The sequence below is a fragment of the Novosphingobium sp. genome (assembly GCF_040398825.1).
In the GTDB taxonomy this organism is placed as follows: Bacteria; Pseudomonadota; Alphaproteobacteria; order Sphingomonadales; family Sphingomonadaceae; genus Novosphingobium.
Genome location: NZ_JBBATI010000012.1, coordinates 20,643 through 41,887 on the forward strand (window position 1 = coordinate 20,643; position 21,245 = coordinate 41,887).

The following is a 21,245-nucleotide window of genomic DNA, read 5'->3' on the forward strand; positions in this document are numbered from 1 at the left end:
GATTGCATTTTCGCCGTGATAAGAGGATCGACTATGGCCTCGCCAGGCAAATTCAAACCTGTTTCCGTCCGCCCACAGGGCGCGCCGCTGCCGGATGGTGATTTTTACGCGAAACTGACCACCGCGATACCGCATCTGCGGGCGTTCGCGCGGTCGTTGTGCGGAAACCGTGACCTGGCTGATGATCTGTCGCAGGAAACACTGTTGAAGGCCTGGGCCGCGCGCGACCATTTTGTCGCCGGTACCAGCTTTCACGCCTGGACTTTCACCATCTTGCGCAACGTCTATTTCGGCCAGATCCGCCGCCAGCGGTTTGTTGGCGCGTATGACGAGGCAGAGGCTGAACGCCTGCTCAACACCCCGGCAACGCAGGAGGCCGGCCTACAGGCAACCGATGTCTTGCGCGCGCTGGCAACCTTGCCGTCAGCACAGCGCGACGTGCTGATCCTGTCGGCAGTCGGGCAGGTCAGCTATGAAGAGATGGCGCAAATCTGCGATGTCGCGATCGGTACGATCAAAAGCCGCATTGCCCGCGCCCGTGCCGCGCTGTCGGCGGTGATCGACGGCGGGGTGATGCCCGATTTCCGGCACAATTTCGTGCTCAGGGGCGAAGTGCTCGACGCATTCCTCGACGAATTGCGCAAGATCGCACCCGGCTATGTCGTCGCAAGACTGGCGGCGTAAGGCGCAGCAGTTGACCCGCGCACGACCAGATTGCCCGGCACGTTCACCAGCATCGTGGCGGGCTCTTCGCCCGGTTTTCCGCCCAACAGCATTTGCACGGCGCGCGCGGTGGTCTCGGCCACCGGCTGGTCGATCGCGCACAGCGGCGGCCGGGTAAACCGCACCATTGGCGTATTGTCGAAACACACCAGGCTCAGGTCGCCCGGCACGTCAAGACCCAGCTCGCGCGCCACTTCGAGCGTGGCAAACGCCATCTGATCGTTGCTGGCAATGATCGCGGTGGGCCGGACGGCGCAGCCCAGCAGCGCGCGCGCGGCCGCCGCGCCGCCTTCAAAGGTAAAGTCGCCGGTCGCCAGCAGGTGATCTTCTGCCATCAGCCCGGCCGCTGCCATTTCGGCGCGCCAGCCATCGACGCGCCACCCGCTTAACTGGTAATCGGCCGGCCCGGCAATAAAGCCGATGGCCCGATGCCCCAGCGCCACCAGATGGCGCACTGCCCGCCGCGCCGATCCTTCATCATCCATGGTCAGCGCGATGCCACCCAATCCATCCGCCCCGTTCGATCCGATCCGCGCAAACGGAATGTCGTGGGCCTGCAACAGCGCCAGGATTTGCGGGTTGTCGGAATGCGGCGGCGTGATGATCACGCCATCGGGCTGCAACGCTGTCAGCGCCGCGCCCAATTCACGTTCGACATGGTCGTTATGGGTATCGACCAGTTCGATCAGCATGCGATAGCCGTATTCGGCGCAGGCGGTCATGCCGCCCAGCAACATCTGATCGACCCAGTCGGTGCCCAGGCGCATCTGCCAATCGGCGATGGTGCGTTCGCGGTCGTTGATCGCCAGGATAATGTACGACCGTGACCCGCTCATGCGCTGCGCCGCGATCGACGGCACATAGCCCAGCCGGTCGATCGATGCCTGCACGCGGCTCATCATGTCTGCGCTGACGTTGGCAACATTGTTGATCACGCGGCTGACGGTTTGAAGAGAAACTCCGGCATCCGCTGCAACGTGCTTGATTGTCACTGCCTGCTTGCGCCGAACCATTACTCTTTACGCTCCATCGCTGCGCCAGGGCGCCAGCCCCGTCCGGCCAGGGCATCTGGCGTCGCACGATAGCAACATCGGTGACAATGGGAAGCGGTGGCCTGATTGAGACGGCCACCCTTCGTGCGCTGGCGGCCGGGCGGCGGGGCGCGCCATGATCCCGCCAGCGGCGGGCAACGCAAACGCAGCGCACCGGCGCGCTCATTTTTGCAACGATCCGTTTCGATCATTGCGGTGGATCGCTAGGGTGATTGCGGGCATGAGCGTCGCCTATGCGGCGGTCATTATCTTTGCCTTCGGTCGATCCTTTTCTGGTGTGGCTGGTCGCCGTGGTCACGGCGGCGTCGATACTGCCGGTGCGCGGGGGCATCGCGGGATGGTTTGGCCTCGCCACCAATCTGGCCGTAGCGCTGCTGTTTTTTCTGCATGGGGCAAAGCTGTCGCGGGCGTCCATCCTGGGCGGGATCGGCAACTGGCGGCTGCATGTGCTGGTGCTGGGTTCGACGTATGTGCTGTTTCCGCTGATCGGCCTTGCCACCACCGCGCTGGATGGCTGGCTGATCGATCCGCGGCTGGGGGTGGGCCTGCTGTTCCTCACGCTGCTGCCTTCGACCGTGCAGTCGTCGATTGCGTTCACCGCACTGGCGCGGGGCAATGTCGCGGGCGCGGTGTGCAGCGCATCGCTGTCAAACCTGCTGGGGATCGGGCTGACCCCGCTGCTGGTCGGTCTGCTGCTGCGCACCGGCGGTACCGGTGCGCTGTCATCGTGGGGGTCGGTGCAGACCATTGCGCTGCAACTGCTGGTGCCGTTCGTGGGCGGGCATCTGCTGCGGCCGCTGATCGGCGGCTGGGTTGATCGCAACAAGGCGATCCTGCAACCGGTCGATCGCAGTTCGATCCTGCTGGTGGTCTATACCGCGTTCAGCGCGGCGGTGGTCAACGGCATCTGGACCAAAGTCACCGTGCCCCAGCTGGGCCTGTTGCTGGTGCTGTCGGCGGTCATTCTTGGCCTGGTGATGGTCGCCAACGTGCTGGTCGCGCGCCTGGCCGGCCTGCCGCGCGAAGATGCGATCGTTCTGCTGTTCTGCGGTTCAAAGAAAAGCCTGGTGTCCGGCGTGCCGATGGCGGCGGCGCTGTTTGCGCCGGCGACGGTCGGCATGGTCGTGCTGCCGCTGATGATCTTTCACCAGTTGCAGCTGTTTGCCTGCGCGGCGCTGGCCGGCCGGTTCAGCCGACAGGCCAATCTGGCCGAGGCTGTATCACGCATTCCCCAAGGGTCAGAACAGGCGGCAGAGGCGGCTGCGGCCCGGGGCTTCACCATTCCCGATGCGTGCATGCCCGGCGTGGTTGCCAATCTGGCCCTGCTGGGGCAGCATGCCAAAACGCTGTCGGGGGGCAATCGGTGATGCAGGCGGTCGACATTGCCGCGGCCGTGCGCGCGGGGCACGTGCGCGCCATCGATATGGTCGAACGCTGCCTGGCTGGACTGGCCCAGGCTGATCATCTGGCCGCAGTCACCCGCGTGCTGGCCGCACGCGCCCGTGCAGAGGCCGCACAGGTCGATGCCGCAATTGCCCATGGGCACGATCCCGGCCCGCTCGCCGGGGTGCCCTATGGGGTAAAGGATCTGTTCGATGTGGTGGGCCTGCCGACCACCGCCGGATCATCGCTTTATGCCGATGCTGCACCGGCAACCCATGATGCAGAGGCGATCTGCCGTTTGCGTGGCGCCGGGGCGGTGCTGGTGGCGACGCTCAACATGGACGAATTCGCCTATGGCTTTGCCACTATCAATGCAACGCACGGTACCACCCGCAATCCCCATGATGTAACCCGACTGGCAGGCGGTTCCTCGGGCGGATCGGCGGCAGTGGTGGCCGCCGGGCTCATGGCGTTTTCGCTGGGGACGGACACCAACGGGTCAATCCGCGTCCCCGCCAGCCTGACCGGTATATACGGCCTGAAACCAACGCATGGCGCACTGCCAATGGCCGGCGTGTTCCCCTTTGCGGAAAGTTTCGACGATGCCGGGCCGTTCACGACATCGGTCGCAGACATGCGCTGCATCTGGCAGGTTCTGACCGGATCACCGGTCGATGGCGCAGCGCCGACCGATCTGCGGGTCGCGCGGCTGGGGGGCCGGTTTCGCGACAATGCCGATCCCGATCAACTGGCCGCGATCGACGCGATTGCACCCCACGCGCCCATCATCGAATTGCCCGAAATTGCGCGTGCGCGGTCGGCGGCATTTCTGATCACCGCGTTTGAGGGCGGCGCGCTCCATGCCGATGCGCTGGGCCGCGCGGCGATGCAGTTCGACCCGGCCACCCGCGACCGGCTGATGGCCGGTGCCCTGTTGCCGCGCGCGCTGTATGACGAAGCGCTGGCGTTTCGGCGGGATTTCAAACAGCAGACAGCCGTGGTGATCGCGGATTATGATGTGCTGCTGGCGCCCGCCGCGCCATGTGTGGCGCCGCTGATTGCCGATCCGCGCATTGTGATCGACGGGGGCATGGTGCCTGCCCGCTCTGACCTTGGCATCCATACCCAGCCGATCAGCTTTACCGGCCTGCCTGCGCTGTCGGTGCCGTTGCGCCGCCCGGGACGCCTGCCGCTGGGGCTGCAACTGATCGGCAAACCAGGTGGCGAAGCAGCGTTGATGGCCTTTGCCGAAATGCTGGAGGGTACAGGTTTGACGGGGCAGGGTTTGACGGGAATCGCTTCGCCGGTGGAGGAATTGGCATGACGCAGGCAGGCACCACGCAGGATGGGGGATCGCTTGACCGCTATTTTGCGCTGACCGCGCGCGGCACCTCTGCACGCACCGAAGTGCTGGCCGGTTTCACCACGTTCCTGACCATGGCCTATATCGTGCTCGTCAATCCGGCCATCTTGGGCCAGGCGGGGATGCCGGTGGCCTCGGTCGCGGCGGCCACCTGCTTTGCCGCGGCGTTTGCCTCGATCCTGATGGGCATGGTCGCCAATACGCCGCTGGCGCTGGCACCGGGCATGGGGCTGAACGCCTATTTCAGCTTTACCGTGGTGCAACAGATGGGCGTGCCGTGGCCGGTCGCGCTGGGTTGCGTGCTGATTTCGGGCGTGGCGTTCCTGTTGCTGACGCTGACCGGGGTGCGTCAGCTGATCGTGTCGGTCATTCCCAACTACCTGTTTGCGGCGGTGGCCGGCGGTATCGGCCTGTTCATCGGGTTTATCGGGCTGAAGAACGCCGGCATCGTCGTTTCGAACCCGGCCACGATCGTCGCACTGGGCAATCTGAAAGCGCCGGATGCGTCGCTGGCGCTGTTCGGCCTCTTGCTGATCGCCGCGCTCAGCGTGTGGAACGTGCGCGCCGCAATGCTGATCGGCATCGTCGCGACCACGGTCGCGGGCTGGCTGTTTGGCCAGGTGGCCTTTCACCCGCAGCCCTACAGCCTGGCCGCGCTGACCGGCACCGCGTTCAAACTGGACCTGGGCGGCGTGTTCGGCCTGACCGGCAAACACGGGCTGGGGCTGGTCGAAATCCTGTTCGTGTTCCTGTTCGTCGATCTGTTCGACAATATCGGTACCCTGGTCGCGGTCACCAAACGCGCCGGGCTGATGGACGCCGATGGTCGCATTCCCGGCCTCAACCGCATCCTGATGACCGATGCGGTCGCCACCATCGTCGGGTCGATGGCCGGCACCAGCACCGTTACCAGCTATGTCGAAAGCGCGGCCGGGGTGCAGGCGGGCGGCCGCACCGGGCTGACCGCGGTCGTCACCGGGCTGCTGTTCCTGGCCACCATGTTCGTCGCGCCTTATGCGCAACTGGTGCCGCTGGCCGCGACCGCGCCCGCGCTGATCATCGTCGGCGGCCTGATGCTGCTGCCTTTGCGAGAGGTTGATTGGGAAGACCCGATGGCGGCGATCCCGGCCTTTCTGACTGTGGCGATGATCCCGCTGACATTCTCGATCGCCAATGGCCTGGCGTTTGGCATTACCGCGCATGCCGTGCTGCGGCTGGTGCGCGGGCGGGCCACCCGTGCCGACTGGTTCCTCTATCTGCTCGCCGCGCTGTTCGTGGTGCGCTTTGTGTGGATGGCAGCGGCATGATGCGGCGGTCCATGCCCTGGCGTGCGGCCATCGCGCTGGTTGCGGGCTGTTTCCCGTCGCTGGTCTACGCGCAAAAAATTGACGATGTGCCGCGCACGGTGGTGATGACCGCGTTTGGCCCCGAATGGACCGCGCTGGTCAAATCGGTCGACAGCCCGGTCGAACACGCGATCAATGGCCAGGTGTTCATGACCGGCACGATCGCGGGCAAGCCCGTCGTGCTGATGAAAAGCGGCGTCAGCATGGTCAACGCGGCGATGAACACGCAACTGGTGCTCGACCGTTTTACCGTCCGGCGCATCGTGTTTTCAGGGATAGCCGGCGGCGTCGATCCCGCGCTGTCGATCGGCGATGTGGTCGTTCCCGACGACTGGGGCCAGTATCTGGAAGCCTCGTTTGCCCGTAAGGCAGGACAGCGCTGGCAACCACCCGAAGCGGTCCTGCCGGGCGCGCCAGCCAACTGGCAGTTCATCTTTCCACGCGGCACCACCGTGACCAATGCCGCATCACCGCCCGCCCGGCGGTTCCGCATCGCGATGGACCCCGCCCTGCTGGCCCTCGCACGCAAAGTCGCGCCGGGTGTGACCATGGAACGCTGCGTTGCGCCGGATAAGTCCGCCCCGGCCGCCGCGCCCCAATGCCTGCCGCGCACGCCCCGCGTGATGATCGGCGGTACCGGCGTCAGCGCGGGTATCTTTGCCGACAATGCCGCGTTTCGCCGGTACCTGCAAAAAGCGTGGGGTGCGCGCGTGCTCGACATGGAATCGGCGGCCGTGGCGCAAGTCGCCTATACCAACATGGCGCCGGCAATTGTGTTCCGCAGCCTGTCCGACCTGGCCGGCGGCGATGGTGACCGGAACATGGAAACCACCTTCGAAAATCTCGCCTCGATCAATTCGGCGCACGTCGTGCTGGCGTTCGTCGCCGCCCTGCCGGATTAGGCCCATGAATCTCGTCACCATCTCCGGCCGCCACGGCATGGTCACCGCGCCGCATTACCTCGCCGCAGAGGCGGGGCTGGGCGTGCTGCGCGACGGCGGCACTGCGGTTGAGGCAACCGTGGCGGTATCGGCGATGCTGGCGGTGGTCTATCCGCACATGACCGGGATCGGCGGTGACGGATTCTGGGTGATCGCCGAACCCGATGGGCGCGTGCATGGCATCCAGGGTTGTGGCAGTGCCGCGGCAAAGGCCGATCTTGCGCTATACGACGGGCTGGACGCGGTCCCGTTCCGCGGGCCGCTTGCCGCCAACACGGTGGCGGGCACGCTGTCGGGTTGGGCGGCGGCGCTGGCCGACCCCGCCGGTGCCTTGCCGCTGGGCCGCCTGTTGCGCGATGCCATCGCCCAGGCCGAAACCGGCGTGCCGGTCACCGCCGGCGGTGCAGCAATTGCTGCAGCAAAAGGCGCCGAATTGCGCATCCAGCCGGGTGCCTATGCGGCAATCTTTGAACCCGATGGGCGCCCCTTGCGCACAGGCGACATCCTGCGCCAGCCCGCGCTCGCCGCGACTTTGCGCACGCTGGCGGCAGAAGGGCTGGCCTCGTTTTATCGTGGCTCGCTGGCGGGGCGCGTCGCGGCCGATCTGGCGGCGCTGGGCAGCCCGGTAACCGCCGCCGACCTGCATGCACACGCGGCAACACGTATTGCGCCACTGCGCGCGCGGATCGGCGGCGCAGACCTGTTCAATTCGCCGCCGCCCACGCAAGGGTTTGCCTCGCTGCTGATCCTGGCGCTGTTCGACCGGCTCCAGGCCGAAGGCGCGGACCAATTTGCCCATGTTCATGGCCTGATCGAGGCGACCAAGCAGGCGTTCCTCCTGCGCGACCGCCATGTCGGCGACCCGGCCTATCACGATTTCGATGGTCAGGCGCTGCTCGACGATGGTGCGGCGCTGGATGCGCTGGCGGCACAGATCGATCCTGCCGCCGCGCTGCCGTGGCCGCAACCGCCGCAATGGGGCGATACCTGCTGGTTCGGTGCGGCCGATGGTCAGGGCCGCGTGGTCAGCGCGATTCAGTCGACGTATTTCGAATTCGGATCGGGCCTGGTGCTGCCCGATACCGGGATCATCTGGCAGAACCGAGGCAGCAGTTTCCGGCTGGCAGCGGACGGGTGGAATGCGCTGCGGCCGGGGCGCAAACCGTTTCACACGCTCAACCCGGCGCTTGCCCGGTTCGATGACGGCCGCACCATGGCCTATGGCACGATGGGCGGCGAAGGCCAGCCGCAGACGCAGGCCGCGCTGTTTACCCGCTACGCCCGCTATGGCGTTGATCTGCAAACCGCGATTTCGCGCCCGCGCTGGTTGCTCGGCCGCACCTGGGGCGATGCCAGCACCACGCTGAAAATCGAGGACGGGTTCGACGACAGCCTCTACGCCGCGCTGGCCGCCGCCGGGCACGATGTCGAACGCGTCGGCGCGCTGACCGCGACGATGGGCCATGCCGGCGCGATCGTGCGCCATGCCGACGGGCGGCTGGACGGTGCGACCGATCCGCGCAGCGACGGCGGCGTCGCCACGTGGTGACCATCGCCGCCCCCGCAGACACGCCCGCAGTCACGGCGCCAGGTGGTGCGCGCGCGGTCGCGCGGTGCGATATGTTGGGCGTGGCGCCCTATTCCGACATGGCCGGTGGGCTGTGTCGCGGCTATCTGACCCCGGCCTATCATGCGGCGCAAACCGCACTGTCCGCATGGATGGCCGACGCCGGCATGCGCGTGTGGCGCGATCCGGCCGCCAATCTGGTCGGGCGCTATGAAGGCACCGATCCGGCGGCACCCGCGCTGATGATCGGCAGCCACCTCGACAGCGTGCGCGATGGCGGCTGCTATGATGGCCCGCTGGGGGTCATGCTGGGGATCGAAGCGGTCGCTGCGCTCCACCGTGCCGAACGCCGCCTGCCCTTTGCGATCGAGGTCATTGCCTTTGGTGATGAAGAAGGTTCCCGCTTTCCCGCCGCAATGCTGTCCAGCCGGGCGGTGGCGGGCACGCTGCCGTCCGACGCGCTCGATCTGGTGGATGCCGACGGCGTGGCGCTGGCCGATTCCGGGGTTGATGTGGCGCACTATCACGATGCAGCACGGGCACCGGGGTCGATCCTCGCCTATCTTGAGGCACACATTGAACAGGGCCCGCTGCTGGAGGCCGAAGGGCTGGCGGTCGGCACGGTCACCGGAATTGCGGCACAGCTGCGCTATCGCGTGCAGGTCATGGGCATGGCCGGACATGCCGGCACCACATCGATGCCGCTGCGCCGCGATGCCCTGGCGGGCGCCGCCGAAATGATCCTGGCCATCGAACGCATAGCACAGGCCGATCAATCGGATGTGGTGGCAACCGTCGGTCGGATCACGGCCGGGCCTGGCGCTGCCAACGTGATCGCGGGCCATGTCGATTTTACCATCGACGTCCGTTCCGGGATAAGCGAACGGCGCGACCGCGCGGCGGCGGCCATACTCGATGCCATCCACGCCATTGCCGACCAGCGCGGTCTGGCAATCACGATCGCCCCCGTCCATGATCTGCCCGCCAGCCCCTGCGACCCGGCGCTGATGAACCTGATGGATGCGGCGCTGGCCGGGGCCGGGCAACCGGTGCGCCGCCTGGTTTCCGGCGCTGGCCACGATGCCATGGTCATGGCCGCACTGTGCCCCACCGCCATGCTGTTCATCCGCTGCCGCGGCGGGGTCAGCCACCATCCCGCCGAACATGTCGATCCCGCCGATGCCGAAGTGGCGCTGCGGGTCATGCTCGGCTTCATCGAACGACTTGGAGCCTCCCTTGACGACGCTTGATCCCCTGCTGTTCGGTGAAATCGACCCGCCCCAGCGCCTGCTGATGGGCCCCGGCCCGGTCAACGCGCATCCGCGTGTGCTGCGGGCGATGGCGGCCGACCTGCTCGGCCAGTTCGATCCGGAAATGACCGCCTATATGAACCAGGTCATGGCGCTTTACCGCCCGGTGTTCGGCACACAGAACCGCTGGACCATGCTGATCGACGGCACCGCGCGCGCCGCGATAGAGGCTTCGCTGGTCAGCCTGGTGGTGCCGGGCGATCGCGTGCTGGTGGTCAATTTCGGCCGGTTCGGCCTGCTGCTGACCGAAATCCTGGGGCGGATCGGCGCGGTGATCGAAACGGTCGATGCGCCGTGGGGTGAAGTGGTGCCGATGGCGGCCATTGCCGATGCGATTGCGCGGTTCGGCCCGCGCGTGGTCGCCACGGTCCATGGCGATACCTCGACCACGATGGCGCAACCGTTGGAAGGGCTGGGCGCGCTGTGCCGCGATGCCGGCGCATTGTCCTATGTCGATGCCACCGCCACGCTGGGCGGGATGGAAATTGCCACCGACCGCTGGGGCATCGATGTGGTGACCGGCGGCCTGCAAAAATGCCTGGGCGGGCCTTCGGGGTCGGCGCCGATCACCATTTCGGATGCGGCGGCGGCGCATATTTTCAACCGTCGCCATGTCGAACAGGGCATCCGCCGCGATGATATCGCGGATGGCGCGGGGGCCCGCATCGGCTCCAACTATTTCGACCTGGCCATGATCATGGATTACTGGTCGGAAAAGCGCCTCAACCACCATACCGAGGCCACATCGATGCTCTATGGCGCACGCGAATGCGCCCGCGTGGTGCTGGGTGAAGGGCTGGACGCCTGTTTCATCCGCCACGCCCGCGCCGGCGCCGCGATGACCGCCGGCCTGCGCGCGCTGGGGCTGACGGTGTTCGGTGACGATGCGCACCGCATGACCAATGTCACCGGCGCGTGGATTCCGGCCGGGATCGATGGCGAACGCGTGCGAATTGCCATGCGCGACCATTTTGAAATCGAAATCGGCACCGCGTTCGGCCCGTTGCAGGGCCGCATCTGGCGCTTTGGCGCGATGGGCTACAACGCGCGCAAACACAAAGTGCTGCTGACGCTCGGCGCGCTCGAAGCCTGCCTTGGCGCAGAGGGCTTGTCCGTGCCGCTGGGGCAGGCTGTGCCGGCGGCGCTGGCCGCCTGGGATGCCCCACGATGAGCCGCGATCTGGTCGGCTATGGCGGCAATCCGCCCGATCCGCGCTGGCCGGGCGGCGCGCGCGTCGCCGTGCAATTCGTCATCAATTATGAGGAAGGCGCCGAAAACAGCGTGCTCAACGGCGACGCCGGTTCCGAAGCGTTCCTGTCCGAAATGGTCGGCGCGGCCAGCCATCCGGCGCGCGCGATGGCGATGGAAAGCCTGTATGAATATGGCAGCCGCGCCGGATTCTGGCGGCTGCATCGCCTGTTCACGCGCGCCGCGTTGCCCGTCACGGTGTTTGGCGTGGCGCGGGCGATGGCCATGAACCCGGCCGCCGTCGCGGCGATGCGCGCCGCCGATTGGGAAATCGCCAGCCACGGCTATCGCTGGATCGATTACCAAAATGTGCCTGAACAGGTGGAACGCGAACACATTGCCCAGGCCATCGCGCTGCACACGCAACTGACCGGCAGCCGCCCGCTGGGCTGGTATCAGGGCCGTACCTCGCCCAACACCGCGCGGCTGGTGGCAGAGGAGGGCGGCTTTCTGTATGACGCCGATAGCTATGCCGATGATCTGCCCTATTGGGACCGGCAGCACGGGCGCGCGCAGCTGATCGTGCCCTATTCGCTCGATGCCAACGACATGAAGATGGTCGCACTGAACGGCTTTACCGAGGGCGACCAGTTTTTCCGCTATCTGGTCGATACGTTTGACCAGTTGCGCGACGAAGGCGGGCGGATGATGTCGGTCGGGCTGCATGGCCGGATCGCCGGGCGCCCGGCGCGGGCGCGCGCGCTGGCGCGGTTTGTCGATCATGTCGTGGCCAGCGGCGACGCCTGGGTCGCCCGCCGCGTCGATATCGCGCACCACTGGATTGCGGTGCATCCGGCATGATCATCAACGATCCGGCCCGTCTGGCCGAAGTCACCGCCGCGTTCCACGCCTATGAAGCCGCGCTGATGGCCAATGATGTGCCGGCGATGGACGCGCTGTTCCACGCTGCGCCCACCACCAACCGCTATGGCGTGGGCGAAGTGCTGTATGGCATCGAGGCGATCCGCGCGTTCCGCAAAGGTCGCGGCGGATCGCCGCCGCGCCGGCTGGGGCAGGTGGCAATCACCGTCTATGGTGATGCCTTCGCCACTATCGATGCCGAATTTTTCCGCGAAAACAGCAGTCGGCGCGGCCGCCAGAGCCAGAGCTGGGTGCGTTTCGGCACTGGCGTTTACGGCGGCTGGAAAGTCGTATCCGCGCATGTCAGCCTGGAAGGGGACAGCCGTTGAACCTCGATCAGGTCAACGCGCTGGATACCGCCGCGTTTGTGGCCCGGTTTGGCGCGCTGTTCGAACATTCGCCATGGGTGGTGGAACGTGCCGCCGCCTTGCGCCCGTTTGCCGATCTCCAAACCGGGCTGATGGCCGCACTGCATGCTGCCAGTGCCGATGAACAACTCGCGCTGATCTGTGCCCACCCGGAACTGGCGGGCAAGGCAGCGATCGACCAGACGCTGACCGCGGCGTCATCGGCGGAGCAGGCCTCGGCTGGGCTGGATCGGCTGACTCCCGACGAATTCGCCCGCTTTCACGCGCTCAACGCCGCCTATCGCGCGCGGTTCGATTTCCCCTTCATCATCTGCGTGCGGCTGACCGACAAGGCCGGCATTCTGGCGGCGATGGAGCGCCGTTTGGCCCACACCCGCGACGCCGAAGTGGCCACCGCTATCGCCCAGATCGGCGAGATCGTGCGGCTGCGGCTGGGGGATATGGCATGATCGCGGCGCTGCTGGCGATCGACTGGGGCGAATGGCTCAATCTGGGGCTGCGCTGGCTGCACCTGACTACGGGCATCGCGTGGATTGGATCGTCGTTCTATTTTGTCTGGCTCGACAACCATCTGAAACCGCCGGCGCAAGGGGTGGCTTCGGGCGAACTGTGGTCGGTGCATGGCGGCGGGTTTTACCACAACCAGAAATACCAGGTCGCGCCACCGACGCTGCCCGACGATTTGCACTGGTTCAAATGGGAAGCCTATTGGACGTGGATCAGCGGTTTTTCGCTGCTGGTGCTGGTCTATTATATCGGCGCCAAAAGCTTTCTGATCGATCCGTCAAAGGCCGCGCTCAGCCAGCCTGAAGCGGTTGGCATCGGGCTGCTGGCGCTGGTTTCGGGCTGGCTGGTCTACGACGGGCTGTGCCGATCGCCGCTGGGTGCCAACAACCGGTTGTTCGGGCTGGTGTGGTTCGCGGTGCTGGTCGCGGCGGCCTGGGCGCTGACCCAGGTGTTCAACGCCCGCGGGGCCTATCTGCACATCGGCGCGATGATCGGCACGGTGATGGTCGGCAACGTGTTCTTTGTGATCATCCCCAACCAGCGCAAGGTGGTGGCCGCGCTGCGCGAAGGCTGCCTGCCCGATCCCGCGCTGGGCAAAGCGGGCAAGGCGCGTTCGCTGCACAACAATTACATGACCCTGCCGGTGCTGTTCATCATGCTCAGCCACCACTATCCGATGACCTATGGCGCCACACGGCCCTGGCTGGTGCTGGCGCTGATCGGTGCCACCGGGGTGTCGGTCCGGCACGTGTTCAACCTGCGGCACAAGGGCCAGTCAGGGGCGCCGTATATCGCGCTCAGCGCCGCACTGGCCCTGCTGTGCGTGGCCTATGTCGCGCTGGAAAAGGGTGCCCCGGCTGCGGCCGGGCCGGCGCGCACCACCTATGCAGATGTGCAGCCGATCTTTGCCCGCCATTGCAGTGGCTGCCATGCCGCCCACCCGACCAACCCGGCGTTCACCGAACCGCCGCTGGGCGTGCTGCTCGACAGCCATGCCCATGCCAGCGCGGTCGCCCCGCGCATCCAGAAGGTGGCGGTAGAGGCAGAGATCATGCCGCTGGGCAACACCACCGGCATGACCCGCGCCGAACGCGACACGCTGGGCCGCTGGATTGCGCAAGGGACACCACCATGAGCACGCTTTCCACCCACGTTCTCGACACCGCGCACGGGACACCGGCGGTCGCTGTTGCGCTGACGCTGACCGCCGCCGATGGCCAGGTGCTGTTTCAGGGCCGCACCAATGCCGACGGGCGTTGCCCCGGCCTGCCGCCGCTGGTGCCGGGCGCCTATCGCATCGCATTCGCCGTGGCGGACTATTTTCGCGCACAGGGCGTGATCCTGCCAGACCCGCCGTTCCTGGATGTGGTGGCGATCGATTTCGGCATAGCCGATGCAGTCGGGCACTATCACGTGCCGCTGCTCGTCTCGCCCTACAGCTATTCGACGTACCGGGGCAGCTGACATGACTGTGCGGTTTGTCCTGGATGGCGCAGTGGTGGAAATCAGCCCGGTCGATCCGACCGCCACGCTGCTCAATCACTTGCGCTATCGCATGGGGCGCACCGGCACCAAGGAGGGCTGTGCCGAGGGTGATTGCGGCGCCTGCACCGTGTTGCTGGGCGAACTGGACGCGCAGGGTACCAGCATCATCTGGCGCGCGGTCAACGCCTGTATCCTGTTTTTGCCGATGCTGGATGGCAAGGCGCTGCTGACCGTCGAAAGCCTGGGCAGGCCTGGCGCGCTCAATCGCTTGCAGGCCTGCATGGCGCAGAACGGCAGCTCGCAATGCGGGTTCTGCACCCCCGGCTTCGTCATGTCGCTGCATGGCCGCGCGATCGGCGCCAGCGGGCATGACCTGCCGGTCGCAGACGTCATCGCCGGCAATCTGTGCCGCTGCACCGGCTATGGCCCGATCCTGGCGGCGGCACAGACTGTCCCTGCGCTGGAACAGGACGACAGTATCACGATCACCCTGTTGCAGGGCCTGGCCGTACGCGAAACGCCTGCCGATGACCCCGGCGAACCCGCGTGGTTTGCGCCACACACCGCCCATGAACTCGCCGCCGTACTGGCCGATCATCCCGACGCGCGGATGATCGCCGGGGCCACCGATGTCGGGCTGTGGGTCACCAAGGGCCTGCGTACGATCGCAACGCCGGTGTTTCTGGGCAGAATTGCAGAGCTTGCCACCATCACCGAAAGTGCCACCGGGCTGACACTGGGCGCCACCGTGCGCTATGCCGATGCCCACCCGGCATGCGCGCGGTTCCACCCCGATCTGGGCGAACTGGTCAGGCGCATCGGCGGATTGCAGGTGCGCAATTCCGCCACGATCGGCGGCAATATCGCCAATGGATCGCCCATCGGCGATGGCCCGCCCGCGCTGATCGCGCTAAACGCCATGTTGACCTTGCGCAGCCTGCAGGGGCGCCGGACCATGCCGCTGGAGGACTATTTTCTCGATTACGGCAAACAGGACCGTCGCGCGGGCGAATTTGTCGAATCTGTTCATATCCCGGCGCTTGGCCCCGATGATCGGGTGCACATTTCGAAACTGTCGCGCCGCTTTGACAGCGATATTTCGGCGGTGTGCGGCGCGTTCAAACTGACTGTGCGTGATGGGATTGTCGTCCGCGCGCGCGCAGCGTTCGGTGGCATGGCGGCCACCCCGCGCCGCGCGCACCAGTGCGAACAGGCGCTGACCGGGCAGACGTTGAACGCCGCAACCATTGCACTGGCGGCCAGCGCCCTGCGCGACGACTTCACCCCGCTCAACGATGTGCGCGGCTCGGCCGATTATCGGCTGGATGCGGCGGCAAACCTGCTGTGGCGACTGTATCACAGGGCGCAAGGGGCCGCCGTGTCGGTGCTGGATGTGGAGCCGGAGCTTGGCTGACCACGGCGCCAACCCCGCCCATGCCCACGACAGCGCGCACCTGCACGTCAGCGGCTCTGCGCGCTATTGCGATGACGAGGCGGAACCCGCCGATCTGCTCCACCTGGCGTTTGGCCAGAGCACGGTTGCCCATGCGCGGCTGGTGGCGATGGATCTGGCAGCGGTGCGCGCGGCGCCAGGCGTGGTCGCGGTATTCACCGCCGGCGACATTCCCGGCGCCAACGATGTCAGCCCGGTCGCCGGCGATGACCGCCTGCTGGCCGATGGCGAAGTCACGTTCGTCGGGCAGCCGCTGTTTCTGGTGGCCGCGACCAGCCAACTGGCAGCGCGCAAGGCGGCGCGGCTGGGCCAGATCAGCTATGAGCCGCGTCCCGCCTGCCTGACCATCGAACAGGCACAAGCCGCGCAATCATTGCTCGAACCAACCCAGCGCATGGTACAGGGCGATCCTGATGCGGCGCTGGCAACCGCCGCTCACCGCCTGTCGGGCCAGTTCGACATGGGCGGGCAGGATCATTTCTATCTCGAAGGCCAGATCGCCCTGGCCCGGCCGGGCGAGGACGGGCAGGTCCACGTGCTCAGCTCCACCCAGCATCCCAGCGAAGTGCAGCATCTGGTTGCGCATCTGCTGGCCGTGCCCTCGGCCGACGTGACGGTCGAAGTGCGGCGGATGGGCGGCGCGTTCGGGGGCAAGGAAACGCAGGCGGCGTTTTTCGCGGCTGCGGCCGCGTTGGTCGCCACGCTGACCGGCCGCCCTGCCAAATTCCGCTGCGACCGCGATGACGACATGGTGATGACCGGCAAACGCCATGATTTCCGCGTCACGTATGAAGTCGGCTGCGATGACCATGGCCGGGTCATAGCGCTCAAACTGCTGCTGTCGGCGCGCTGCGGCGCCACTTTCGATTTGTCCGCAGGCATCAACGACCGCGCGATGTTCCATGCCGACAACTGCTATTTCCTCCCCCATGTCGAAATCCTGTCCGAACGGCTGAAGACGCACACCGTTTCCAACACCGCGTTTCGCGGCTTTGGCGGCCCGCAGGGGATGCTGGCGATCGAACGTGTGATGGACCATATCGCGCAAGCGTTGGGGGCCGATCCGCTCGATGTCCGGCTGGCCAATGCCTATGGGCCGGGCCGCAATGTCACGCCCTATGGCATGACGGTCGAAGACAATATCGCGCCGCAGATCATGGCCCGGTTGCGCCACGATTCCCGTTATGACGCGCGCCGCGCCGCTGTTGTAGCATTCAACGCGCGCAACACCGTCCTCAAAAAAGGCATCGCGTTGGCCCCGGTGAAATTCGGGATCAGTTTCACCACCACCCATCTCAACCAGGCCGGCGCGCTGGTACATGTCTATGCCGATGGTTCGATCCAGATCAACCACGGCGGGACCGAGATGGGTCAGGGGCTGTATATCAAGGTCGCAGCAGTGGTGGCGCAGGTGTTTGCCGTGCCGGTCGGCCAGGTGCGCATCACCGCCACGCGCACCGACAAAGTGCCGAATACGTCGGCCACGGCGGCCTCTTCGGGTGCAGACCTCAACGGAATGGCGGCGCATTATGCTGCCACGGCGATCCGTGACCGCCTGACAGCCTTCGTGGCGCGGACGTTTGCTTGCGCAGAGCAGGATGTCCTTTTCACGCCCGCTGGCGTCAGGGCCGGCGCGGCCACGCTGTCGTTTGCCACGCTGTGCCACAAGGCGCACCGCGCACGCATTCAGCTGTCGGCCACCGGTTTTTACGCCACACCCGAAATCGAATATGACCGTGCGGCCCACAAAGGGCGCCCGTTCTATTACTTCGCCTATGGCGCGGCAGTGTCCGAAGTGGTGATCGATACGCTGACCGGCGAACACCGCGTGCTGGCGGTCGATATTCTGCACGATGTCGGCCGATCGCTGAATCCGGCGATCGATGTGGGGCAGATTGAGGGCGCGTTCCTGCAGGGGCAGGGCTGGCTGACCACAGAGGAACTGGTGTTTGACGGCGCGGGCCGGCTGCTGACGCATTCGCCCGCGACCTACAAGATCCCCACCGCATCGGACCGCCCGCGCCATGTCACCATCGCGCTGTGGGACGGCGACAATGTCAAGCCGACGATCCACCGGTCAAAGGCGGTGGGGGAACCACCGTTCATGCTGGCCAATTCGGTGTTTCTGGCGCTGGGCCAGGCAGTGGTGGCAACCGCGCCGCACAATCGCGCGATCCCGCAACTGGATGCACCGGCCACACCCGAACGCATCCTGCGCGCGATAGCCGCGCACCGCGGCGCATGACCGAATGGCTGGCACAGCTTCGTGTGCTCGCCGGCACAGCGCCAGTGGCGCTGGTCAGCGTGCTGGCCAGCGAAGGGTCCGCCCCGCGCGGCGCGGGCACGCGGATGCTGGTGACGGCCGACACGCTGGTCGGCACGATCGGCGGCGGACAGCTGGAATACCGGGCGGTGGAACAGGCGCGCGCCGCGCTCCTGCATCCACCGGGCACCTGGCGGGTGCAGGATTACCCGTTGGGGCCGCTGCTGGGCCAGTGTTGCGGTGGCCGGGTGCGACTGCTGATCGAACACGTCAATTCTGCCGCGCTGGCCTGGCTGGCCGATACGGGCGACGAAAGCGTGCTGGTGACTCACCTGGCAGCGGGCGGTGTGGAACGCCAAATCGTGCCTGACGCCGGTGTGGTGCCGTTGCCCGCCCGTGGCCCCCTGCCGGGCAAAGGAACACGCTTTGCCGAGGTGCTGGGCCGCTATCGCCGCCCGATCTATCTGTTCGGTGCGGGCCATGTCGGGCAGGCCATTGCGCGCCACGCCGCCCATCTGCCGCTGCGGCTGGCCTGGTTCGATGCCCGCCCGGAATGTGCCGCGATCGATGGCGTCACGGTGATCGATGCCGACAATCTGGCATCATGTGTGGCCGACGCGCCATCCGATGCCGCGATTGTCATCCTGACGCACGATCATGGCCTGGATTACACGCTGGCCCGTGTGGCCCTGGCGCGATCGCCACTGGCCTATGTCGGCCTGATCGGTTCGGCCACCAAACGTGCGCGCTTTCTGGCGCGGCTGGCGGGCGATGGCCTGTCGCCGCAGGATTGCGCACGCCTGACTTGTCCGATCGGCCTGCCCGGCGTGCCCGGCAAGGAACCGGATGTGATCGCAGTGGCCACCTGCGCGCAATTGCTGGGGCTGGGTGCATGACGGTACAGGCGTTTCGCGGCGAATTGCTGTCCGTGCCGCGCGATCCGCAGCTCGATCCCGCTGCGGTGCGCTATGATGCAGACGGGCTGCTGGTGGTCGAACAGGGCATTGTCGTCGCACGCGGCGCCTATGCCGATCTGGCCCCGCGTTTCGCCAGTGTGCCCGTTTCCCATTTGCGCGGGCTGATCGTGCCGGGCTTTGTCGATGCCCACATCCACTATCCGCAAATGGACCGGATCGCCGCGCATGGCGAACAATTGCTCGATTGGCTGGACCGGCATATTTTCCCCGCCGAACAGGCCTTTGCCAGCCGCGCCCATGCCGATGTGGTTGCCGATGCGTTCCTGAACGAGCTGCTGCGCAACGGCACCACCAGCGCATTGGTGTTCCCGACCGTGCACGCGCATTCGGTCGATGCCCTGTTCGATGCGGCGCTGGCGCGGCAGATGCGGATCATTTCGGGCAAAGTGCTGATGGACCTCGGCCCCGCCGGGCTGGCCGATACCGCGCAATCGGGCCGCGATGAAACCGAAACGCTGATCGCGCGCTGGCGCGCGCGCGGACGACTGGGCTATGCGGTCACGCCGCGCTTTGCGCTGACCTCGTCGGATGCGCAGTTGCACGTTGCGGGGCAGCTGGTGGCGGACCATCCCGACGTGCTGATGCACACGCATCTGGCCGAAAACCTGCGGGAAATCGCGGCCGTGGGCGAACGCTTTGCCGATGCCGCCGATTACCTTGATGTCTATGACCGGTTCGGGCTGGTCGGCGCGCGATCGGTGTTTGCGCATGGCGTGCATCTGCCCGACCGGTCTGCCCGGCGGCTGGCCGAAACTGGCGCCGGGATTGCGGTCTGCCCCAGTTCCAACCTGTTTCTGGGATCGGGCTTTTTCGATTTTGGCCAGGCCCAGGCCTGCGGTTTTCGCACCGGGCTGGGCACCGATGTGGGGGCGGGCACGACGTTTTCGATGCTCCACACCGCCGGGCTCGCCTATCAGGCGGCGCAGGCGCGAGGGGTTAGGCTTGATCCGTTCCGCGCGCTCTGGCTGGCCACCGCCGGCAGCGCAGGCCTGCTGCATATTGCCGACCGGGTCGGTGGTCTGGAAGCGGGGCAAGAGGCTGATTTTGCGGTGCTGGATGATACCGCCACGCCTTTGCTGGCGCGCCGCACCGCTGGCGCCAGCCTGGCCGATCGTCTGTTTGCGCTGCAAATTCTGGGTGATGATCGCGCAATTCGCCAGACCTGGATCATGGGTCAATGTGCCTGGAACCGGACCTGAACAAGGCACCCGCAACCAGTGTTCAGGGCACCTCCGCGACCGGCGATTCAACGCCCAGTTGCGAAAAGTCGGCGATAATTTCGCGCAGCACGATGTCTGCGGCATAGGACGTGGGGCGCGACGCAGCGGTGCACAGCGCCAGGGTCATCGGGCGCAGAATCGGGTCCGTAATCGGCGTGAACGCCAGGCTGCCGGCCTTGACCTCGTTGATGACATCGAGCGAGGTCAGCATGCCGATGCCGATGCCTTCGGCCACCAGCGACGCGATCATCTGGATGTTGTCGGACACCACCTTTTTGGCCAGCGTGATCTGGCTGGTCGCTTCGAGCACGGCGATCTGTTCGTGCACCGCCAGCGGTTTTGCGGGCAGGATCACCGGTGATCCGGCACAGGCGGAAAAGCGCGCGCTGCGCTGCTGCGCCAGCGGGTGGTCGGGCAGGGTGACAAAGCCCAGCACCACGTCGGTAAACGCGCGCACGGTCAGGTCGCGGACCGATCGCGGTTCAAAGAAGATGCCGAAATCGACCTCGCCATTGGCGATCACGCGATGGATGGCATTGTTTTCCAGCACACGCACGCCGACCGTGATCCCGGGATAGCGCGACTGCATCGCGCTGATCGTGGCCGGAATATAGCCTTTGGCCAGCGCGTCGATGATCGCGATATCGACATTACCGCGCTTCAATCCGCGCAGATCCTCGATCTGGGCACGGACATCGGTCATGCTCTTTTGCCAGCGCCCGCCCGCCGCCATCATGATTTCGCCCGCCGCCGTCAGGCGCAGCCCGGTGGGCAGCCGTTCAAACAGCGGCATGCCGATGTCCGCTTCGACATTCAGGATCTGCCGGTCGATGGCAGAGGCCGAAACGTGCAGCTCGTCCGCCGCCTTGCGGATCGAACCAAGCCGGCCGACCGCCATGAAGTAGCGCAGAAAGCGCGAAAATGCCAGCATGTGGCGCTGTGGTGACCCCGCTACAATTTTTGCAACACTGTGTCGGATTCATTGCGTTTGCTAGGCATATGTCAAGGCCATAGTTCCGGCATGCAGGGTCGATCCGGCCGGGTGCAGCGGGGCCGTTCGATCGCAAAAAGGGTTTGCCGCGGCGTGACAAAGGCTTTGCCTTGCTGCGCTGCAACATGTTTGAATGACACAAGGAAAACGTTTGTATCAGGGCGGCGGGGACGGGGCGGTCAGGCGC

Annotated in this window: 19 protein-coding genes; 17 read left to right on the forward strand and 2 right to left on the reverse strand. The window is 66.1% G+C overall.

What is annotated here, in order from left to right:
* Positions 1-33 precede the first annotated feature (33 nt).
* Entirely contained in the window at positions 34-684 is a 651-nt protein-coding gene (locus tag ABWP89_RS08105; RefSeq protein WP_353228497.1) for a sigma-70 family RNA polymerase sigma factor, read from the forward strand.
* On the opposite strand, the gene ABWP89_RS08110 is transcribed toward ABWP89_RS08105, so the two are convergent.
* Complete coding sequence (locus ABWP89_RS08110) at positions 657-1,736, reverse strand: LacI family DNA-binding transcriptional regulator (protein ID WP_353228499.1); 1,080 nt, start codon at positions 1,734-1,736, stop codon at positions 657-659. The genes ABWP89_RS08105 and ABWP89_RS08110 overlap by 28 nt on opposite strands.
* Before the next feature lie 272 nt (positions 1,737-2,008).
* Here ABWP89_RS08110 and ABWP89_RS08115 point away from each other — a divergent pair, with 272 nt between their 5' ends.
* Genes ABWP89_RS08115 through guaD form a run of 16 tightly spaced genes read left to right on the forward strand, consistent with a single transcriptional unit; the run spans position 2,009 to position 20,046 of the window.
* Entirely contained in the window at positions 2,009-3,142 is a 1,134-nt protein-coding gene (locus ABWP89_RS08115; RefSeq protein ID WP_353228501.1) for a bile acid:sodium symporter family protein, read from the forward strand.
* Positions 3,139-4,482 carry an AtzE family amidohydrolase gene (locus ABWP89_RS08120; RefSeq protein WP_353228503.1) on the forward strand — a complete coding sequence of 448 codons (1,344 nt, stop codon included), beginning with the start codon at positions 3,139-3,141 and terminating at the stop codon, positions 4,480-4,482. Before ABWP89_RS08115 ends, ABWP89_RS08120 begins: the two co-directional genes overlap by 4 nt.
* Positions 4,479-5,828: an NCS2 family permease gene (locus tag ABWP89_RS08125; RefSeq protein ID WP_353228504.1), complete on the forward strand. Its 1,350-nt coding sequence runs from the start codon at positions 4,479-4,481 to the stop codon at positions 5,826-5,828. Before ABWP89_RS08120 ends, ABWP89_RS08125 begins: the two co-directional genes overlap by 4 nt.
* A complete protein-coding gene (locus tag ABWP89_RS08130; protein ID WP_502915263.1) occupies positions 5,825-6,769 on the forward strand; it encodes a 5'-methylthioadenosine/S-adenosylhomocysteine nucleosidase in 945 nt (314 codons plus the stop codon). The genes ABWP89_RS08125 and ABWP89_RS08130 overlap by 4 nt, the downstream gene beginning before the upstream one ends.
* A 4-nt stretch (positions 6,770-6,773) precedes the next feature.
* Entirely contained in the window at positions 6,774-8,357 is a 1,584-nt protein-coding gene (locus ABWP89_RS08135; protein WP_353228506.1) for a gamma-glutamyltransferase family protein, read from the forward strand.
* Entirely contained in the window at positions 8,354-9,625 is a 1,272-nt protein-coding gene (locus ABWP89_RS08140; protein ID WP_353228508.1) for an allantoate amidohydrolase, read from the forward strand. Before ABWP89_RS08135 ends, ABWP89_RS08140 begins: the two co-directional genes overlap by 4 nt.
* The gene (locus ABWP89_RS08145; RefSeq protein WP_353228510.1) at positions 9,612-10,856 is read left to right on the forward strand and encodes a pyridoxal-phosphate-dependent aminotransferase family protein; all 1,245 of its coding nucleotides are present in this window, start codon (positions 9,612-9,614) and stop codon (positions 10,854-10,856) included. The genes ABWP89_RS08140 and ABWP89_RS08145 overlap by 14 nt, the downstream gene beginning before the upstream one ends.
* Positions 10,853-11,734: an allantoinase PuuE gene (puuE, locus tag ABWP89_RS08150; protein WP_353228512.1), complete on the forward strand. Its 882-nt coding sequence runs from the start codon at positions 10,853-10,855 to the stop codon at positions 11,732-11,734. The genes ABWP89_RS08145 and puuE overlap by 4 nt, the downstream gene beginning before the upstream one ends.
* Positions 11,731-12,123, forward strand: a complete 393-nt coding sequence (hpxZ, locus tag ABWP89_RS08155; RefSeq protein WP_353228514.1) for an oxalurate catabolism protein HpxZ — start codon at positions 11,731-11,733, stop codon at positions 12,121-12,123. Before puuE ends, hpxZ begins: the two co-directional genes overlap by 4 nt.
* The gene (gene uraD, locus ABWP89_RS08160; protein WP_353228516.1) at positions 12,120-12,611 is read left to right on the forward strand and encodes a 2-oxo-4-hydroxy-4-carboxy-5-ureidoimidazoline decarboxylase; all 492 of its coding nucleotides are present in this window, start codon (positions 12,120-12,122) and stop codon (positions 12,609-12,611) included. Before hpxZ ends, uraD begins: the two co-directional genes overlap by 4 nt.
* Positions 12,608-13,804, forward strand: a complete 1,197-nt coding sequence (locus ABWP89_RS08165) for a urate hydroxylase PuuD (RefSeq protein ID WP_353228518.1) — start codon at positions 12,608-12,610, stop codon at positions 13,802-13,804. The genes uraD and ABWP89_RS08165 overlap by 4 nt, the downstream gene beginning before the upstream one ends.
* Complete coding sequence (gene uraH, locus ABWP89_RS08170) at positions 13,801-14,133, forward strand: hydroxyisourate hydrolase (protein WP_353228520.1); 333 nt, start codon at positions 13,801-13,803, stop codon at positions 14,131-14,133. The genes ABWP89_RS08165 and uraH overlap by 4 nt, the downstream gene beginning before the upstream one ends.
* Before the next feature lies 1 nt (position 14,134).
* Entirely contained in the window at positions 14,135-15,568 is a 1,434-nt protein-coding gene (gene xdhA, locus ABWP89_RS08175) for a xanthine dehydrogenase small subunit (protein ID WP_353228522.1), read from the forward strand.
* A complete protein-coding gene (xdhB, locus tag ABWP89_RS08180) occupies positions 15,561-17,852 on the forward strand; it encodes a xanthine dehydrogenase molybdopterin binding subunit (protein ID WP_353228524.1) in 2,292 nt (763 codons plus the stop codon). Before xdhA ends, xdhB begins: the two co-directional genes overlap by 8 nt.
* The gene (gene xdhC, locus ABWP89_RS08185) at positions 17,849-18,766 is read left to right on the forward strand and encodes a xanthine dehydrogenase accessory protein XdhC (protein ID WP_353228526.1); all 918 of its coding nucleotides are present in this window, start codon (positions 17,849-17,851) and stop codon (positions 18,764-18,766) included. The genes xdhB and xdhC overlap by 4 nt, the downstream gene beginning before the upstream one ends.
* Positions 18,763-20,046 (forward strand): guanine deaminase, encoded by a 1,284-nt coding sequence (guaD, locus tag ABWP89_RS08190; protein WP_353228527.1) that lies wholly within the window; start codon positions 18,763-18,765, stop codon positions 20,044-20,046. The genes xdhC and guaD overlap by 4 nt, the downstream gene beginning before the upstream one ends.
* A 22-nt stretch (positions 20,047-20,068) precedes the next feature.
* Here the strand turns inward: guaD and ABWP89_RS08195 are convergent, their stop codons facing one another.
* Positions 20,069-20,998: a LysR family transcriptional regulator gene (locus tag ABWP89_RS08195; protein ID WP_353228528.1), complete on the reverse strand. Its 930-nt coding sequence runs from the start codon at positions 20,996-20,998 to the stop codon at positions 20,069-20,071.
* Positions 20,999-21,245: the final 247 nt, after the last annotated feature.

What these genes read in the sequence shown, in the direction of transcription:
- ABWP89_RS08105 (WP_353228497.1), top strand. Translation starts at nt 34, where the DNA reads ATGGCCTCGCCAGGCAAATTCAAACCTGTTTCCGTCCGCCCACAGGGC.
- ABWP89_RS08110 (WP_353228499.1), bottom strand. Translation starts at nt 1,736, where the DNA reads ATGGTTCGGCGCAAGCAGGCAGTGACAATCAAGCACGTTGCAGCGGAT.
- ABWP89_RS08115 (WP_353228501.1), top strand. Translation starts at nt 2,009, where the DNA reads ATGCGGCGGTCATTATCTTTGCCTTCGGTCGATCCTTTTCTGGTGTGG.
- ABWP89_RS08125 (WP_353228504.1), top strand. Translation starts at nt 4,479, where the DNA reads ATGACGCAGGCAGGCACCACGCAGGATGGGGGATCGCTTGACCGCTAT.
- ABWP89_RS08130 (WP_502915263.1), top strand. Translation starts at nt 5,825, where the DNA reads ATGATGCGGCGGTCCATGCCCTGGCGTGCGGCCATCGCGCTGGTTGCG.
- ABWP89_RS08135 (WP_353228506.1), top strand. Translation starts at nt 6,774, where the DNA reads ATGAATCTCGTCACCATCTCCGGCCGCCACGGCATGGTCACCGCGCCG.
- puuE (WP_353228512.1), top strand. Translation starts at nt 10,853, where the DNA reads ATGAGCCGCGATCTGGTCGGCTATGGCGGCAATCCGCCCGATCCGCGC.
- hpxZ (WP_353228514.1), top strand. Translation starts at nt 11,731, where the DNA reads ATGATCATCAACGATCCGGCCCGTCTGGCCGAAGTCACCGCCGCGTTC.
- ABWP89_RS08165 (WP_353228518.1), top strand. Translation starts at nt 12,608, where the DNA reads ATGATCGCGGCGCTGCTGGCGATCGACTGGGGCGAATGGCTCAATCTG.
- uraH (WP_353228520.1), top strand. Translation starts at nt 13,801, where the DNA reads ATGAGCACGCTTTCCACCCACGTTCTCGACACCGCGCACGGGACACCG.
- xdhA (WP_353228522.1), top strand. Translation starts at nt 14,135, where the DNA reads ATGACTGTGCGGTTTGTCCTGGATGGCGCAGTGGTGGAAATCAGCCCG.
- xdhC (WP_353228526.1), top strand. Translation starts at nt 17,849, where the DNA reads ATGACCGAATGGCTGGCACAGCTTCGTGTGCTCGCCGGCACAGCGCCA.
- guaD (WP_353228527.1), top strand. Translation starts at nt 18,763, where the DNA reads ATGACGGTACAGGCGTTTCGCGGCGAATTGCTGTCCGTGCCGCGCGAT.
- ABWP89_RS08195 (WP_353228528.1), bottom strand. Translation starts at nt 20,998, where the DNA reads ATGCTGGCATTTTCGCGCTTTCTGCGCTACTTCATGGCGGTCGGCCGG.